Origin of the sequence: Streptococcus suis, assembly GCF_019794615.1 — a bacterium.
Classification (GTDB): Bacteria; Bacillota; Bacilli; order Lactobacillales; family Streptococcaceae; genus Streptococcus; species Streptococcus suis_AI.
This window is the reverse complement of record NZ_JAIMDU010000033.1, coordinates 1-15,772: the sequence shown is the minus strand read 5'-3', so window position 1 is coordinate 15,772 and position 15,772 is coordinate 1. Positions and strand designations below refer to the sequence as shown.

The window sequence follows — 15,772 nt, the reverse complement described above, 5'->3', positions numbered from 1 at the left end:
TGAGTTCTATTTGTTTTTTCGACTGAGTGGTGTTTGACTAAGTTTTTCTTTATTTCGTTTAGCCCTTCGTTCCATTTCATTTCGAATGTCATCTCTAATAGTCATATACCCGAAGTATAGTCCGATAAGCACCCAGAGTCCCATAATAGTACAAGTAAAAATAGTATACATCATCAATCTAATTCTCCATTTCTAGTTCAAAAAGTCATCGTCGTCTTCTGTCGCAAAATCATCTTCGGCACGAGTGCGTCCTCCGAGGGGTTCCCCATCACGCAATTTTTGCAAGTTATTCAAACCGCAAGCAATACCTTTATTACCATTGGAATTAAATGCGTAGAAGGTGATTGAAGCACGTCCGTAGATGCCTGAATACAATTCTGATGTATCAATGATTTCTTGACGATTTCCGTCAACCACCCCAGGTTTGTGTGGAGAGTTAGCATTTACGAAGTAAGCATTTTTGTATGCTTCATCATCCGGTCGTTCAAGGTCTCCGTCACGAAGTGGAGTTTTCAGAGTAGATAATGCAGGTACAGATTTACCGTTACCCTTGAGTTTTGACTCACCTTCTTTGTATGCTTGCTCAATGGCGGCCTTGATTTTATTAATGGTTACAGTATCTTCTTTTGGAATGATGAGTGAGGCACTGTACTTGGGAGTGCTACCGTTAATCGACTTTGGTTCGTTGGCATTTAAGTAGCTGAAGCGAGTGTTTGGTCCTGTAATTACTTTAGTTGTCATATAGTTATTCCTCTTTAAATTCATTTTTTGCTAGGTTCATCTCTTGACGGCTATCGTCAATTGGAACGAGTGTTGGTTTACCACTTGGTTTTATTACGAGACCACCAAGTAGGTCGTTAAAAGTTTTCTTGCCAAGTAACTTAGTCATGGCAGTGATAGTGAGCAGTTTCTTCTCATAAGGGTCATAGCCAGCTTCCATCACAGCTTGACTCACGGCAGTTTCATCTGAGTATTTACGAACAGAGCGACCTTCAACCAGTTTGTATCCTGGGATAGGATATCCATCTGTTGCTTGATTTAATGCATAAGCTTTGATGTCGTTTGCCCATGAAATCAACAAGTCTAGCTTAGGTAAAATCTCTGCAATATCCTCGTTATCAAGAGTAGCTGGATTCGCAAACTCCATCTTGGCAAGAGCCAAATTATCCTCCGCACGTTTACGACAGACAGTCTTTAGTTTACAGAATTGGCAGTGTTTACCAGACTGCATATCCCCCTCACCTTTGAATGCAAGTTCAGCTTTTGGAGCGAGTTCATTTTCAGCCCATTCAAGCAACTCAGTCTTTTCTATCTCAAAGGTAGATATGTTATGTTTTCGTGGTTGAAAGATAGTCATTGTAACTTTATCAAAATCATAAAGCCCATCAAACATCTCAAGAGCACCGAGGGCATAACACATCATTTGTGGGTTATGGTCTGCATCAACTAGAACACCAAGTCCGTGCTTATAATCAATAACCTGAAGAAGTCCATCTGCCACAATAAGGCAATCTCCAGTTCCAAATCCTTCAGGTACCCACTTAGAAAAATCCAGTCGTTGTTCGATAAGAACTGTAGGGTCACGAGAGTAGCCTCTGGCTTTCTCGACTTGTTGCATGACATAGTTGCGGTATTCTTCAGCGCAATCCTGCATTTCATTGTTATAAAATGCTAAATCCTCAGTTGGATCACGCGTTTTCCTTCCTAGAGCTTTCTCGACTAGATAAGCACACAACTCGTGAGCATCCGTACCTTCAAGGGCAAACTCAGAGGTTACATCTGGCATATTTTCTGTTAACCGAACAGATGGTGGGCAGTTCAACCATCGGTGTGAAGCAGATGCGGATAGAATGGCGTGGTTAGTCATTACCAATTCCTCCAGCTTCTTCAAGGACTGCCGAAAAGTGTTTAGGGTCAAGTGCTGATAGAGATGAAGCACCGTAAGCATTTAGAAGAGCACGAACCTCATTCTTAAATCCGTCTTTAGCTTTGGTCGCAAGGACTGCACGGACATCTTCCAATTGAATTTCCCTTCGTGGTTCAGATTTTGGTGATATTGGTTCAGGAACGGTTTCATCATCAGTAGATAGGAGTTTTTTGAACTCATCCACCAATCGAAGGTAGTACATTGCGGTTTCTTCCATATCATGAATTAGTCTATTCAGTTCTTTCATTTTGCTCATTGTTTTCTTCCTCCTTTATCTTACGAGCGAGTTGCTTTGAGATGATGCTAATGGCAGTTAGAGTATCGACCAGTTCATCATTGTGATTCACAGTTATTTCTTTAGTCATTTTGTGACCTCCTATCTTATTAGGTAGAGATGTGAACAGAAATTCCGGTTTTTAATAAAAATTTTTTGAATCGGTGTTTTTCATCCCTTACACCTATATAGGTAATACTGAGGTGGATTTTTCCGCTTTTTTATAAAAATTTTTTTAATTTGTTATACATGAAAATAATCTTCCTCTGGCTATATAAAGGAAGATTATTTTTTTTTTTGAAAAATTTTATTAAGAGGCGGAAAAATGAGTCGTAGTTCTACCTAATAAGGTAGGAGGGAAAAAACTCCACATATCATTAATTACATTTGGAGGGCGCATAATGCAATTTACCTTATCTCATTCTGGACAGACTGGGGTTCAGACAACCACTGTCTACCCCAATCAAGTAACTATTACTGATGAAATATCGCTACAAACTGTTGCGCAATTTGACCATGTGGCAGGGCTGTTTTTAAACAATACACGCTCAAATACTAATTTCATCCAGTCGGATGTTTTGGTCATGGATATTGATAATGACCATTCAGAAAATTCAGATGAGTGGATAACTGTCGAGCGATTAAAAGAAATCTTTGCGGATTACAACTTTGCTTTGGTAACTAGTAGAAGTCACATGCAGGCAAAGGCAGGAAAAGCTCCAAGACCAAAATATCATATCTATTTCCAAATCGATGAGATAACTGATAAAGATGTCTACGTAGCTATGAAGGAAGAACTCTGTAATCAGTACAAGTTTTTTGATGATAATGCCAAGGATGCGGCACGTTTCTTCTTTGGAAATCCCAATGCACAGGTTATATGGCATGATTCATGGCTAACTATTGATGAAGATTTGTTTCAAGTTGTTTCTATTGAAGACGAGGAAGATTTCGATGCAGACTTCTATACTCCTCCAAGTGGACCAATCCAGCAAGGGAGTCGTAATTCAACGATGTCTGTATTTGCTGCGAGAATTCTCAAACGGTTAGGCGTGACACAAGAAGCAAGGGATGGCTTTGATGAACAAGCTGAAAAGTGTGAACCACCATTGGATAAAGCGGAGTTAGATACCATTTGGGGCAGTGCAGTACGTTTCTACAATAAAACCATTAAAAGTTCTGAAGGTTATGTTTCACCAGAACAGTTTAATCGAGAAACACTGAGACCAGATGACTACTCCGATGTTGGGGAAGCAGGAGTTCTTGCAAGAGAGTATGCGAACAGGCTCGCTTATACCAATGCAACGGACTATCTTTACTATGACGGGACTCACTGGCGTGAGAACAAGCAGTTGGCATTAGGTGCAGTTGTACACTTTACCGATGAACAACTTGCTGAAGCGAATGCACTCTTGGAATCTGCAGAGAAGCAACTTCAGTCTTCAGGTATTGATGAATTGACCATTAAGGCTGGTGGAAAGCGTCTAGAAAATGCAGTCGAAACTCCACTTCAGTTGAAATATTTAAAAGCCTATCTAGCAGCTAAAGAGTTCCATAAATTTGTTATGAAACATCGTGACTACAAGAATTTGATGGCTGTCTATAATACAGCTAAGCCAATGCTTTCAGTAGAATTGTCAGAATTAGATAGTGATGACTTATTACTCAATACCCCAGTGGCTACCTATGATTTACGAAAAGGAATAAATGGGTCACAAGAACACAATCCTGAAGATTATATAACTAAAATGACAGCAGTCTCTCCTAGTGATCAGGGAATGGGATTATGGCAGGAAACTTTAGCTACTTTTTTCTGTAACGACCAAGAATTGATTGATTATGTTCAAGAAATTATTGGTATGGCGGCAATCGGTAAGGTCTATCAGGAACACATGATTATTGCCTATGGTGGCGGAGCGAACGGCAAGTCTACTTTTTGGAATACCATTGCTCGAGTGCTAGGTAGCTACTCAGGGAAATTATCTGCGGATGCCTTAACTATGTCAAACAAGCGTAACGTGAGTCCTGAGCTTGCAGAGCTTAAAGGGAAACGACTGGTCATTGCTTCTGAAATGGCAGAAGGGATGAGACTCAATACAGCCGTTGTTAAGCAGATTACTTCAACTGATGAGATTCAAGCAGAGAAGAAGTACAAGGATCCATTCCACTTCGTGCCCTCACACACGCTGGTTCTTTACACTAACCATCTGCCTAAAGTAGGAGCGAACGATGATGGAACGTGGCGACGTTTGGTTGTTATCCCATTTAATGCCAAAATCACTGGTCGCTCTGACATCAAAAACTTTGCGGACCATTTGTATGACAATGCGGCACCAGCTATTTTGTCTTGGATTATCGAAGGTGCAGAAAAAGCTATCAAAGCGAACTTCAAAACAAAAGTACCAACTGCTGTATCATCTTCCGTCAAAGCCTATCGTGAGGCCAATGATTGGTTAGGACACTTCCTTAGTGACTGCTGTCAAGTTGGTGATCAGTTGACAGAAAAATCAGGAGAACTATACAGTCAGTATCGTGCCTATTGCGCCAAAAACATGGAGTATACACGCAGTACGACCGATTTTTATTCTGCTCTTGATCAGGCAGGTTTTAAACGAAAACGGACAAGTAAAGGGAATCTCATTCTTGGTTTGAAATTGGTTGATGATGGCTATGATTTCTTAGATTAATGACCAACATTTTTAGCCACCTTACCTCCACAAGAGAGGTGATGGACTATTTTAGGTGTGTAGGTCGTTGACTGAATGGTTGGAACTTATTTTGAATGAGGTTTCGGAAAAATGATTGAAACGACCAACATGAGTAACATTTTTTGATTTTGTGTAGGTCTATTATGGTCTTTTCTAAAACTATCCTATAAGCAAAAATTACTATAAAAAAAGCCTATAAGAGGAGTTTTGGATTTGACTGCACTAGACCTACACACTTCAATTTGACGAAAGGATTTAGAACGATGAGAGAAAAGTACGTTGAGCAAGCTTTGGTGAAGTCTGTGAAAGCTAGAGGAGGCATTTGTCCTAAGTGGGTATCACCATCTTTTTCTGGTGTACCAGACAGGTTGGTGTTTTTACCCAATGGCAAGTTTGGCTTGGTGGAAGTAAAGGCTCCCGACCAGAAGCCAAGGAAGTTACAAGTGTCAAGACATAAACTGTTCGAGCGGTTAGGCTTTACGGTTTATGTCATTGACCGCATTGAGATGATTGGAGAAGTGTTAGATGAAATTGACATTACATAACTATCAAGTAGTCGCCAAGGACTTCATCATAGGTCACCCATATGCAGCAGTCATCCTAGACATGGGGATGGGGAAGACGGCTACAACCTTATCTGCAGTAAATGAGCTGATGTTTGACCGATTTGAGGTCACTAGGGTTTTAGTTATTGCCCCACTTCGAGTCGCAAATACAGTATGGAGTGATGAGATTGAGCAATGGGCGGAGTTGCGTCACTTACGGTATTCGAAAATTGTGGGAACTCCCAAGCAACGAAAAGTAGCTCTCCAGAAAGATGCGGATATCTATATTGTCAATCGTGAAAACCTTCCTTGGTTGGTGGAACAATGTAGTCCCTATTTCAAGTGGGATATGGTAGTGATTGATGAATTGAGTTCTTTCAAGTCTTGGCAGTCCAAGCGTTTCAAAGCCTTTATGGCAATGCGTCCTTACATGAAACGTATCGTTGGGTTGACTGGAACACCAAGTTCAAACGGACTAATGGATTTGTTTGCAGAGTTTAAAGTCATTGACGGAGGAGAACGCCTTGGTCGATTCATTGGTGAGTTTCGTAGTCGTTACTTTGAAGAAGGTCGTCGCAACGGAAACATTGTCTATGAATACATCCCCATGGACTATGCGGAGTGTCAAATTCAAGACAAGATTAGTGATATTACCATTTCCATGAAAGCATTAGACTATCTGGATATGCCTGAATTGATTTCAACCAAGAAACTGGTGCGTATGTCAGAAAAGGAAAAAGAAAAGTACAGTCAGTTTAAGAAAGAGTATGTAATGTCAGAGTTAGATGGATTAGAAGTGACTGCCGCCAATGCTGCAAGCCTGACGAACAAGTTAGTTCAGTTGTCCAATGGAGCCGTATATTCTGATGATCATACGGTTGTGGCATTACATGAACAGAAACTAGATGCCCTTGAAGATATCCTTGAATCCGCAAATGGAGAACCTGTCTTAGTTGCCTATTGGTTCAAACATGACTTAGCTCGGATTATTAATCGTTTAGAAAAACTCAGGGTAAAGAGTCGGGTGTTGAAAACAGAAGAAGATATTCGTGAATGGAACAAGGGAAATGTCCCAGTTGGCTTACTTCATCCAGCTGGAGCAGGTCATGGGTTGAACCTCCAAAAAGGTGGTCACAACTTGGTCTGGTTTGGTTTAACATGGTCGTTGGAACTATACCAACAAACCAATGCACGCCTTTGGCGTCAAGGCCAGGAGGCTGAGACAGTTGTTATTCAACACATTGTGACTGAAGGAACGATTGATGAGGAAATCCTCAAGGCACTAGAAAACAAAGATGCACAACAAGAACGGCTAATTGAAGCTGTTAAAGCACAAGTAGGAGGGGCAGATGGATAAGGCAGAGCACATACTGACGAATTACAATGAACTCAAAAGTGACTTGGAGATGTTAAAGTATCGTTTGGAACATTTCAAACCAGTGACAGAAAATGAGGTTATTGGTTCACTCGTTTTTGAAAAATCTGATGAGCCTAGAGTTAAAAGTTCACCTACCAATCAAAGGTCAGAGATGATTGCACTGAATTTTCGAGAGAAGATGATTCAGGAAAATGAGGAACAATTGGCGGATTTATCGCAACGGTATATCCGATTGGCTAATGACCTTGATAATTTTGAGATGGCTTTAAAATTTCTTAAGGGAGATTTATATGATTTTGCGCAATCCATGCTTAAGACAGATAGTAATTGGGATAACTTGATGAGAGAGTTTCATATTAGCCGAAGTACTGTTAGAAATTGGCGACGTAAGGTCTTAGACCATGTTAGGGAAGTGTATATGAAAATGGGATTTTCTTTGGAAAAGTAACCTCTCCCTGACCTCCCCTTGACCTCCCCTTGACCTCCCCTTGACCTACCAGTAACCTCCCCCTGACCTCCCCCTGCACTAAGTGTGACCTAACATTGACCTCACTTTGTCAAAATTTGTGGTAGAATTGTAAGTGTCAAAAAAGATAAAAATCACCCTCAAATGACTGGATATTCTTAGGCTGATAGGGTAATATGCACCTAGAAAAAACAAAGGAGAATAACCATGTGGACTGAAGGACGGATTGATTATCAAGGACAAAAAGTGAATTACATTGCTAAGGTTAGTCCCCAACTTTCAGAGGTTGGAATTGACCTTGGATGTGTTTTCAAGTTAGATATTGAAGTAGCTGAAGAAACAATCGTTTCTTACGACAGAGGATGGGAAATCTATCCTGAAACAGAAGATCGTGAAGCCATTCTTGAGGCGGTTTTGTTGGTTTTAACTGTTTAAAATATCTTTAAATTAATGCAGAAAAGACTGGATATATCTCCTTTTTAGAGTTAATATGTACACAACAAAAGAAGAGGAGAACAATACCATGACAAAACGCCAACAAGAAAAACTCAATCCCTTTTAACAGAGATCGCTAAAGAAGAACTTCTAGTTGAAACCTTAGAAAAACGCTGGAGCGACAACCTCGATTTCTACGATGTTTCGGTTTGGGGAATCAAAAGAGCATTAGAGAGAGCCTACGAAGCAGGCCGTCAATCAGTAAAATAAACCAAAGCCTAGCCCAAGGGTTGGGCTTTTTGCGTGGAGGAATTATGATTATTTCTAGTGAACAAGTGTCAGTTGGACACCCAGATAAAATCTGTGACCAGATTTCAGATGCCATTTTGATGGAGTGTCTCAAGTATGACAAATCAAGTCGAGTGGCAGTTGAAACCTTAATCAAGGATAACCAAGTTGTGGTAGCTGGTGAAATTTCAACTAGTCATTACTTTAATCTCGAGAACATTGTTCGACAGGTTGTCGAGCCACTTGGTATGAAGAATGTTCGGGTAACTAACCTACTTGGACTCCAAAGTTCAGATATTGCCCAAGGTGTTGATAATGGTGGTGCTGGTGACCAAGGAATGATGTTTGGTTATGCGACAGATGAAACACCTGAGTACCTGCCACTTCCTTATGTTTTAGCCACTCGAGTCCTTGAGAAACTGATGTCCCTTGGTCACCCCTTACTTGGCAAGGACGCTAAAGCTCAGGTTTCCTACGACTATGGGAAGAAACGAATTGATACATTTTTAGTTTCCATCCAACATACCGAAACGGCTGACCTTGCCAAAGTGAAACGAATTGTGACTGAAGCCATGATGGCAGTAGCACTTCGTTACCGTCAGAATCTAGATTTTAACGTTCTAGTCAATCCAACTGGACGTTTTGTGCTTGGTGGTTCATTTGCGGATGCAGGAGTGACTGGACGTAAGATTGTGGCTGATACCTACGGTGGTTTCGCACATCATGGTGGAGGTGCTTTCTCTGGAAAAGACCCAAGTAAGGTTGACCGATCTGCAGCATACATGGCACGAAAGATTGCTAAGGATATTGTTCGAGAAGGGTATGCGAAACGATGTGAAGTACAATTAGCCTACGCCATTGGAGTTGCAGAACCTGTGTCGGTGTATGTAGAAACCTTTGGAACGAGTCGCTACACCACACAACAACTGGAAGGAATGATTCGTGAGCGGTATGATTTAACACCACGAGGGATCATAAAGGAACTTCATCTCTTGAATGTAGACTACACTAAAACGTCTTGCTTCGGACATTTCACAAAAACTTACCTTCCTTGGGAGAAGTAAAATGCCAAGAAGACCAAGCACACCTTGTAAACAAAATGGTTGTCCTAACCTAGTACCTTATGGTCACAAGTATTGTGACAACCATAAATCAAACCACCAACTGGATGCCAAGTCAACCAAAGCCAAAGGATACAATGCTCAGTGGAACAAAGCACGACTTCGTTACTTAAAAGTTCATCCACTCTGTGTTCAATGCAAAGCCAAAGGTCGACTGACCAAGGCAGCTGTAGTTGACCATATCACACCCCATCGTGGTGACCAAGAACTCTTTTGGAATCAAACCAACTGGCAAGCACTTTGTAAGTCTTGTCATGACAGAAAGACCAAGACGACTGACCGATATGTAGAATATTCCTATCGATTTTAGTCTTGGAGTTTCGTTACTAAAGTATTTCATTTTTCACCTATTGGGGGAGGGGGGATGAAATCTCTAAACCCATGGGAGACTAAGACCGACGCCCCCTCAAACGTGCAATTTCGCAAAATTCGCAAGCGGGTACATTAAAATTGCTCAATTTTGACGTTCCTTCCCACCGTTATCACGTTTCTAATGTGGGGATGTAGCGTTCCCTAGTATGTAATTTTGGTAATAAAATAGTGAAAAAGGCTAGAAACAATGGTGAAAATAGTTGTTTTTAGTCCTTTTTTGCTGGAAAGGAAAACAAATGGACGAAAGTCAACGTAAACAAATCTGGAAAATGCGCGCAGAAGGTCTTGGCTATGGTTTCATCGGTAAGGTTACAGGTTTATCTAGAGATTCCGTTAAGAAATACTGTAAACGAAATCCAGAATTGCTTGGACATGGTGCTGCGACAAAGCAGATGGCAAAAGCCGACCAGAATGATGGACTTCGTTGCCCTCAGTGTTATCAAGTACTTAAAACTCACAAAATAGGTAGACCAAAGAAGTTCTGTTCGGATAAATGTCGTAAGGTTTGGTGGACAACTCATTCTGACGAACACGACAAATCAAAAACTGCATATGAAGATTTGACTTGCCAACATTGTGGCAGGTCATTTTTATCTTATGCTAATCCAAATAGAAAATATTGTAGCCATTCGTGTTACATCCAATCACGCTTTTATAAAGGAGAAATCAATGACAAGTCAACCAACAATGGAAATTAGAGAGATTCGATTATCTGAACTACACCCAGCCTCTTACAATCCTCGAAAAAAACTCAAAAAGGGTGACAAGGAATATGAAAAGATTAAGCAAAGCCTACTCAAGTTTGGCTACGTTGACCCCATCATCGTCAATAAAGATTTGACGGTTATTGGTGGCCATCAACGATTAACTGTATTGAAGGACTTAGACTATGAAACTGCCAAATGTGTTATTGTCGATTTATCCAAGGAAGATGAAAAGGCCCTAAACATTGCCCTTAACAAAATCACCGGTCAATGGGACGACCAGCTTTTGGCGGATTTGCTTTTGGATTTACAGGAGTCGGATTTCAATCTCGACCTGACTGGTTTTGAACCACCAGAAATTGATGACATTCTCTCCAACATTCATGACAAGGAGTTATCTGAAGATGACTTTGATGTGGACGAGGAGTTGAAGAAACCGACAGTAGCAAGACGTGGGGACGTCTGGCAACTTGGTAAACACCGAGTGATTTGTGGTGACTCAACTAAGGCAGAAACCTACGACCAACTTTTAGGTGATAAGAAAGTCAATCTTGTTGTGACAGACCCGCCGTATAATTGCGATGTTGAAAAGACGGCAGGTAAAATTCAAAATGATAATATGGGTGATTCTGAATTTTATCAGTTTCTTTTAGCTATGTTTACTCAAGTTGAGAACCACATGGAAGTCGACGCCTCAATCTACGTATTTCATGCGGATACGGAAGGATTGAACTTCCGTAAGGCATTTAAGGATGCTGGTTTTTATCTCAGTGGATGTTGCATTTGGAAGAAGAACTCATTAGTGCTTGGACGTAGTCCTTATCAATGGCGACATGAGCCAGTCTTATACGGGTGGCGTCAAAAAGGCAAACACCAATGGTTCAGTGACCGTAAACAGACGACCATTTGGGAATACGACCGTCCTAAGTCCAGCAAAGACCATCCAACCATGAAGCCGATTCAGCTCATGGCTTACCCTATTCAAAATTCATCCATGAGAGGGACTTTGGTATTGGATCCTTTCCTTGGGTCTGGGTCAACCCTCATTGCGGCAGACCAGACAGGACGTATCTGTTATGGGATTGAACTTGATGAGAAGTTTGTGGATGTCATTGTGAAACGCTACATGGAAGCAACGGACAATACAGATGTGACGGTAGTCCGTGAAGGTCAATCAATCAGTTATGAAGAAGCAGTGAAACAGTTAGGGGGGATGTAATGTCTAATGTTCACTATTCATTTATTGGTTCAATTGGTATAGGAACTTTGAAAGATGGCACTCAATTTAGGTTTGATAGAGACAGATTCTCACTTATAGAAGATATTAACTTCTACCGAAATAAAAGTAACGATGAAGATGCAAAGTCGTACATTATTTGTGCGAAAGGCAAATATCTTCATCGTTACTTATTTGGTCATCGCCATGGATATGAAATCGACCACATTAATCTAGATACCTTTGATAATCGTTCTGAGAATATTCGTTTTTGTACGCATCAACAAAACCAAATAAATCAAGGTCTACAATCAAATAATACTTCTGGAGTAACAGGGGTTAGTTATTATAAACCAAGACAAAAATATCGTGCCAGAATCAAAATCTCTCAACGTGATATTCACCTGGGTTATTATGATACATTCCTAGAGGCAACCCAAGCTAGGAATGTTGGCATTGAATTGTTGTTTGGTGAGTACGGTCGTTATAACAAAGTTCCTGAAGTACCAAACTGGATTCGTAATAAAGTTGAGAAAATATGTAGGAATTATAAGTCATTCGCTTTAACAAATTATAGGGAGGAGACGGTATGACCTTAACTTTTCTTGATTTCTTTGCAGGTGTGGGTGGTTTTCGTCGTGGTTTGGAATTAGCTGGTTTCAAATGTATCGGTTACTGTGAAAAGGATAAGTTTGCACGAAAATCTTATGAAGCAATGTATGACACGAAAGGAGAATGGTTTCATGACGACATCACAAGCATTGACCCAACACAACTTCCAAAAGCAGATTTATGGACTGCGGGAAGCCCTTGTCAAAATGTGTCTATCGCAGGGAAGCGAGCAGGACTATACGGTGAACGAAGTGGACTCTTTTTTACATTTGTTGACCTCCTCCAAAGCCAAGAGGAAGAAGATAAACCCGAGTGGATACTCCTTGAAAATGTTAAGGGACTTTTATCAAGTGGCGGGGGACGAGATTATCTCGACTATCTCTCTATCTTGGATGAAGCAGGGTACGACCTTGAGTGGCAAGTGTTCAATTCAAAAGACTACGGAGTTCCCCAAAATCGAGAACGCATCTACACTCTCGGACATCTTAGAAGTAGAGGTCGACGAAAAGTACTACCTATCAGCGGAGAAAGCGGTAGCCATCTTAAGCAACTTGTAGGTGGTATGCAAAGCTACCGTGTCTACGACCCTAGTGGAATTGCCACAACTCTTGTTGGTGAGGGTGGAGGACTAGGTGCTAAAACAGGTCTTTATCTAATTGACCAATCTTTGACAGAACCAAAGTTGACAGATGAGGCACGTTGTATCACTGCACGATATACTGCTGGAGCTACAAAACGGACTGCGATGAATTCTGGAGTACTCGAAATACAACCCATTCTGACACCCAATCGAATCAACAAACGTCAAAATGGACGTAGGCTCAAGGAACAGGATGAGCCAATGTTCACATTGACCTCTCAAGACCGCCATGGTGTTCTTGAAGGCATCAAGGTCAGAAATGGTACGAAGCAAGGTTATCAAGTTGCAGAGGTTGGAGATTCGGTGGATTTATCTTATCCTAACTCACCAACGAGACGAGCAAGGGTTGGGAAGGGAATTGCTCATAACATCTCCTGTGGTGGTCAAATGGGTGCTGTGGTTTGGAATGATCGAGTTGTAAAAATCAGACGTTTAACCCCTCGAGAATGTTTTCGTCTACAAGGATTTTCGGATGATTTATTCGAGAAAGCCCAAGCAGTAAACTCCGATGCCCAACTGTATAAACAAGCTGGAAATGGTGTGACGGTAACAGTGGTTTATGCCATTGGTTGTGCCATTCTAACGAGCGAAGAATTATCGAATATATCTTAAAAATAATCGAGAAATGACTGGATATATGTCTCTTTTAGAGTTAATATGTACACAACAAAGGAAGAGGAGAACAAATCCATGACAACAACACTTGAAAAACTTTACAACATCTACCCAGCAACCGCAAGTATCATTCCTTACAAAGATTGGGTCATCGTTGCATCGAATGGATATAAAGGAATAGAAGTTGAGATTTACGAAACGGCTGATAGTCTTGAAGAGTTTGAAAACTTCGAACGCAGATTTGACCGCATTTACCAAGAAGCAAGAACATTCGAAGACTTTGGACATGCAGTTAAGTGGGCATTTCAAAAGATTGGAGAATAACATGGACGCAAAAATTTTCAATAACCTAAAGACAACCTATCCGGTTGGGACTAAGGTTAGATTAGTTAGAATGGATGACCCACATCCAGTTCCTAAAGGCACACTTGGAACTGTGATTGGAGTGGATGACATTGGTTCACTCTTAGTTAAGTGGGAAAACGGCAGTTGCCTAAATGTTTTGTATGGAATTGATATCGTAGAAAAGGTAATGTGAGATGTGGGAAATTATGACTCGAACGGTTGGAGACAGACATTACGTTTGTGAGTTTCTCCGTGAAGACACAACAGACCCAAGGAATATAGACGGTGCATGGATTAGAATACTGACAATAAATCGTGATGGTGAATATATCTACCAATATAGATATGGGAATGAAATAGGTAACATGGGCGACATTGATAGAACAGTTTGTCAGGCTGTTCTTGATAACTTTAATGAACTTTAAGAAGGAACTCGAATTGAGTTCTTTTTTCTTACTCTAAGGGAGGTGAGATTGTGGCAATCAGGGGGCGAAAACCAAAGCCTACGAATATGAAAATACTTGAGGGAAATCCTGGTAAGCGACCACTCCCTTCGAATGAAGTCAAACCCAAACAAAAAGCCCCACGTTGCCCACAGTGGCTTGAAGATGATGCAAAGAAGGAGTGGAAACGGATGGGAAAAATTCTCGAACAGATGGGAATTTTAACCGAAATGGACATGACTGCATTTGCAGGTTATTGTCAAGCTTACGCTCGCTGGAAAGAGGCGGAAGAGTTCCTTTCCAAGCATGGCTCCATTATCAAAACTCCGAATGGCTATCTCCAACAAGTCCCTCAAGTCTCTATCAGCCAGACCAACCTCAAAATCATGCTTAAGTTCTGTGAACAATTTGGTTTGACACCTTCAGCCCGTAACCGATTAGCAACGATGGATGCGGAAGTTGGTACTGGTGATGAAATGGAAGATTTGTTAGGAGGAATTTTATGAGCTATCATTATGAACCAAGTCCATTCATGCTTCCAACCTCACACTATGATAAGGCAAAGGCTGATAGGGCAGTAATATTTATCAATAACCTCTCCCACACCAAAGGCAAGTGGGCAGGAAAGCGATTTGATTTGTTGCCGTGGCAGGAACAGATTGTCCGTGACCTATTTGGAATTGTCAAGGAAGATGGTAATCGCCAATTCTTAACAGCCTATATAGAAATTCCAAAAAAGAATGGCAAGTCTGAGCTAGCAGCAGCTATCGCTCTTTATCTACTTTATGCGGATAATGAAGCCAGTGCAGAAGTTTATGGTGCGGCTTGTGACCGAAACCAAGCGTCAATCGTGTTTGATGTAGCCAAGCAAATGGTGCAGATGAGTCGCCCCTTGGAAAAGCGGTCAAAGATAATGGGAGCAACCAAGCGTATTGTAAATTATTCTAACGCTGGTTTTTACCAAGTTCTATCCGCAGAGACTGGGACAAAACATGGACTAAACGTTTCTGGCTTAGTCTTTGATGAAATCCACGCTCAGCCTAATCGTCATTTGTATGATGTATTGACCAAGGGGTCAGGAGACGCAAGGGAACAACCCCTCTTTTTTATTATCACAACAGCTGGAACGGATAGAAACTCTATCTGTTATGAGTTACATACCAAAGCATTGGATATTCTGAATGGTAGAAAGAAGGACACTTCATTCTATCCAGTGGTTTATGGTTTATCTGATGAAGATGATTGGAATGATGAAGCTAACTGGCTCAAAGCCAACCCTTCATTAGGGCATACTATTGGGATTGACCGAGTTCGAGAAGCCTACCAACAGGCACTAGACAATCCTGCCGAAGAGAATGTCTTTAAGCAGCTCCGTCTAAATATGTGGACAAGCTCAAGTGTTGCTTGGATTCCAGAACATGTTTATGCGAAGGGAAATGATCCCATCCAATATGAAAGTCTCAAGGGTCGTAGCTGTTATGCAGGTTTAGACCTTTCTAGTACGTCAGATATAACGGCTTTAGTCTTGGTGTTCCCTCCTAGATTTGAAGAGGAGAATTATATCGTTCTGCCATTTTTCTGGCTACCTGAGGATACATTGGAGCTTAGATGTCGACGTGACCATGTTCTATATGATGTTTGGGAGCGTCAGGGTTACATCAAAACTACAGAAGGTAATGTCGT

Annotated in this window: 19 protein-coding genes and 1 pseudogene; 16 read left to right on the top strand and 4 right to left on the bottom strand. The window is 41.1% G+C overall.

Annotated features, from left to right (window positions below):
- Positions 1-192 precede the first annotated feature (192 nt).
- From K6V43_RS09125 to K6V43_RS11585, 4 genes are read right to left on the bottom strand one after another with little or no spacing between them, the layout of a single operon-like run.
- Positions 193-741, bottom strand: a complete 549-nt coding sequence (locus K6V43_RS09125) for a DUF2815 family protein (protein ID WP_046391433.1) — start codon at positions 739-741, stop codon at positions 193-195.
- Between the two features lie 4 nt (positions 742-745).
- The gene (locus tag K6V43_RS09120; protein ID WP_222382768.1) at positions 746-1,867 is read right to left on the bottom strand and encodes a DUF2800 domain-containing protein; all 1,122 of its coding nucleotides are present in this window, start codon (positions 1,865-1,867) and stop codon (positions 746-748) included.
- Complete coding sequence (locus K6V43_RS09115; protein ID WP_222382767.1) at positions 1,860-2,183, bottom strand: hypothetical protein; 324 nt, start codon at positions 2,181-2,183, stop codon at positions 1,860-1,862. Before K6V43_RS09115 ends, K6V43_RS09120 begins: the two co-directional genes overlap by 8 nt.
- Entirely contained in the window at positions 2,158-2,292 is a 135-nt protein-coding gene (locus K6V43_RS11585) for a hypothetical protein (RefSeq protein ID WP_259458603.1), read from the bottom strand. Before K6V43_RS11585 ends, K6V43_RS09115 begins: the two co-directional genes overlap by 26 nt.
- Before the next feature lie 310 nt (positions 2,293-2,602).
- Here K6V43_RS11585 and K6V43_RS09110 point away from each other — a divergent pair, with 310 nt between their 5' ends.
- The 16 genes and pseudogenes from K6V43_RS09110 to K6V43_RS09035 all read left to right on the top strand — a co-directional run.
- On the top strand, positions 2,603-4,888 hold the full coding sequence (locus K6V43_RS09110) for a phage/plasmid primase, P4 family (RefSeq protein ID WP_222382766.1): 2,286 nt from the start codon (positions 2,603-2,605) through the stop codon (positions 4,886-4,888).
- 284 nt (positions 4,889-5,172) lie between these two features.
- Positions 5,173-5,454, top strand: a complete 282-nt coding sequence (locus K6V43_RS09105; protein ID WP_029173184.1) for a VRR-NUC domain-containing protein — start codon at positions 5,173-5,175, stop codon at positions 5,452-5,454.
- The gene (locus K6V43_RS09100) at positions 5,435-6,811 is read left to right on the top strand and encodes a DEAD/DEAH box helicase (RefSeq protein ID WP_105182473.1); all 1,377 of its coding nucleotides are present in this window, start codon (positions 5,435-5,437) and stop codon (positions 6,809-6,811) included. Before K6V43_RS09105 ends, K6V43_RS09100 begins: the two co-directional genes overlap by 20 nt.
- Positions 6,804-7,280 carry a hypothetical protein gene (locus K6V43_RS09095; RefSeq protein ID WP_222382765.1) on the top strand — a complete coding sequence of 159 codons (477 nt, stop codon included), beginning with the start codon at positions 6,804-6,806 and terminating at the stop codon, positions 7,278-7,280. Before K6V43_RS09100 ends, K6V43_RS09095 begins: the two co-directional genes overlap by 8 nt.
- Positions 7,281-7,505: 225 nt before the next feature.
- Positions 7,506-7,733 carry a DUF7678 domain-containing protein gene (locus K6V43_RS09090; protein WP_222382764.1) on the top strand — a complete coding sequence of 76 codons (228 nt, stop codon included), beginning with the start codon at positions 7,506-7,508 and terminating at the stop codon, positions 7,731-7,733.
- Between the two features lie 88 nt (positions 7,734-7,821).
- A pseudogene (locus tag K6V43_RS09085) lies at positions 7,822-8,003 on the top strand (DUF6900 domain-containing protein).
- 44 nt (positions 8,004-8,047) lie between these two features.
- Entirely contained in the window at positions 8,048-9,085 is a 1,038-nt protein-coding gene (metK, locus tag K6V43_RS09080) for a methionine adenosyltransferase (protein ID WP_222382763.1), read from the top strand.
- A 1-nt stretch (position 9,086) separates the two neighbouring features.
- The gene (locus K6V43_RS09075; RefSeq protein ID WP_222382762.1) at positions 9,087-9,452 is read left to right on the top strand and encodes an HNH endonuclease; all 366 of its coding nucleotides are present in this window, start codon (positions 9,087-9,089) and stop codon (positions 9,450-9,452) included.
- 298 nt (positions 9,453-9,750) lie between these two features.
- On the top strand, positions 9,751-10,212 hold the full coding sequence (locus K6V43_RS09070; protein ID WP_024407640.1) for a hypothetical protein: 462 nt from the start codon (positions 9,751-9,753) through the stop codon (positions 10,210-10,212).
- On the top strand, positions 10,184-11,437 hold the full coding sequence (locus K6V43_RS09065) for a site-specific DNA-methyltransferase (RefSeq protein WP_024407639.1): 1,254 nt from the start codon (positions 10,184-10,186) through the stop codon (positions 11,435-11,437). Before K6V43_RS09070 ends, K6V43_RS09065 begins: the two co-directional genes overlap by 29 nt.
- Positions 11,437-12,027, top strand: coding sequence for an HNH endonuclease (locus K6V43_RS09060; RefSeq protein ID WP_024407638.1), 591 nt, complete (start codon positions 11,437-11,439; stop codon positions 12,025-12,027). The genes K6V43_RS09065 and K6V43_RS09060 overlap by 1 nt, the downstream gene beginning before the upstream one ends.
- Positions 12,024-13,298, top strand: coding sequence for a DNA cytosine methyltransferase (locus tag K6V43_RS09055; RefSeq protein ID WP_222382761.1), 1,275 nt, complete (start codon positions 12,024-12,026; stop codon positions 13,296-13,298). Before K6V43_RS09060 ends, K6V43_RS09055 begins: the two co-directional genes overlap by 4 nt.
- 78 nt (positions 13,299-13,376) lie before the next feature.
- The gene (locus K6V43_RS09050) at positions 13,377-13,625 is read left to right on the top strand and encodes an Nmad4 family putative nucleotide modification protein (protein ID WP_222382760.1); all 249 of its coding nucleotides are present in this window, start codon (positions 13,377-13,379) and stop codon (positions 13,623-13,625) included.
- A 1-nt stretch (position 13,626) separates the two neighbouring features.
- On the top strand, positions 13,627-13,839 hold the full coding sequence (locus tag K6V43_RS09045; protein WP_063077092.1) for a DUF4314 domain-containing protein: 213 nt from the start codon (positions 13,627-13,629) through the stop codon (positions 13,837-13,839).
- A gap of 282 nt (positions 13,840-14,121) precedes the next feature.
- Positions 14,122-14,595: a phage terminase small subunit P27 family gene (locus K6V43_RS09040; RefSeq protein WP_099870651.1), complete on the top strand. Its 474-nt coding sequence runs from the start codon at positions 14,122-14,124 to the stop codon at positions 14,593-14,595.
- Positions 14,592-15,772: terminase large subunit domain-containing protein (locus K6V43_RS09035; protein WP_222382759.1), on the top strand; the 1,181-nt coding region annotated here is incomplete at its 3' end. The genes K6V43_RS09040 and K6V43_RS09035, both read left to right, overlap by 4 nt.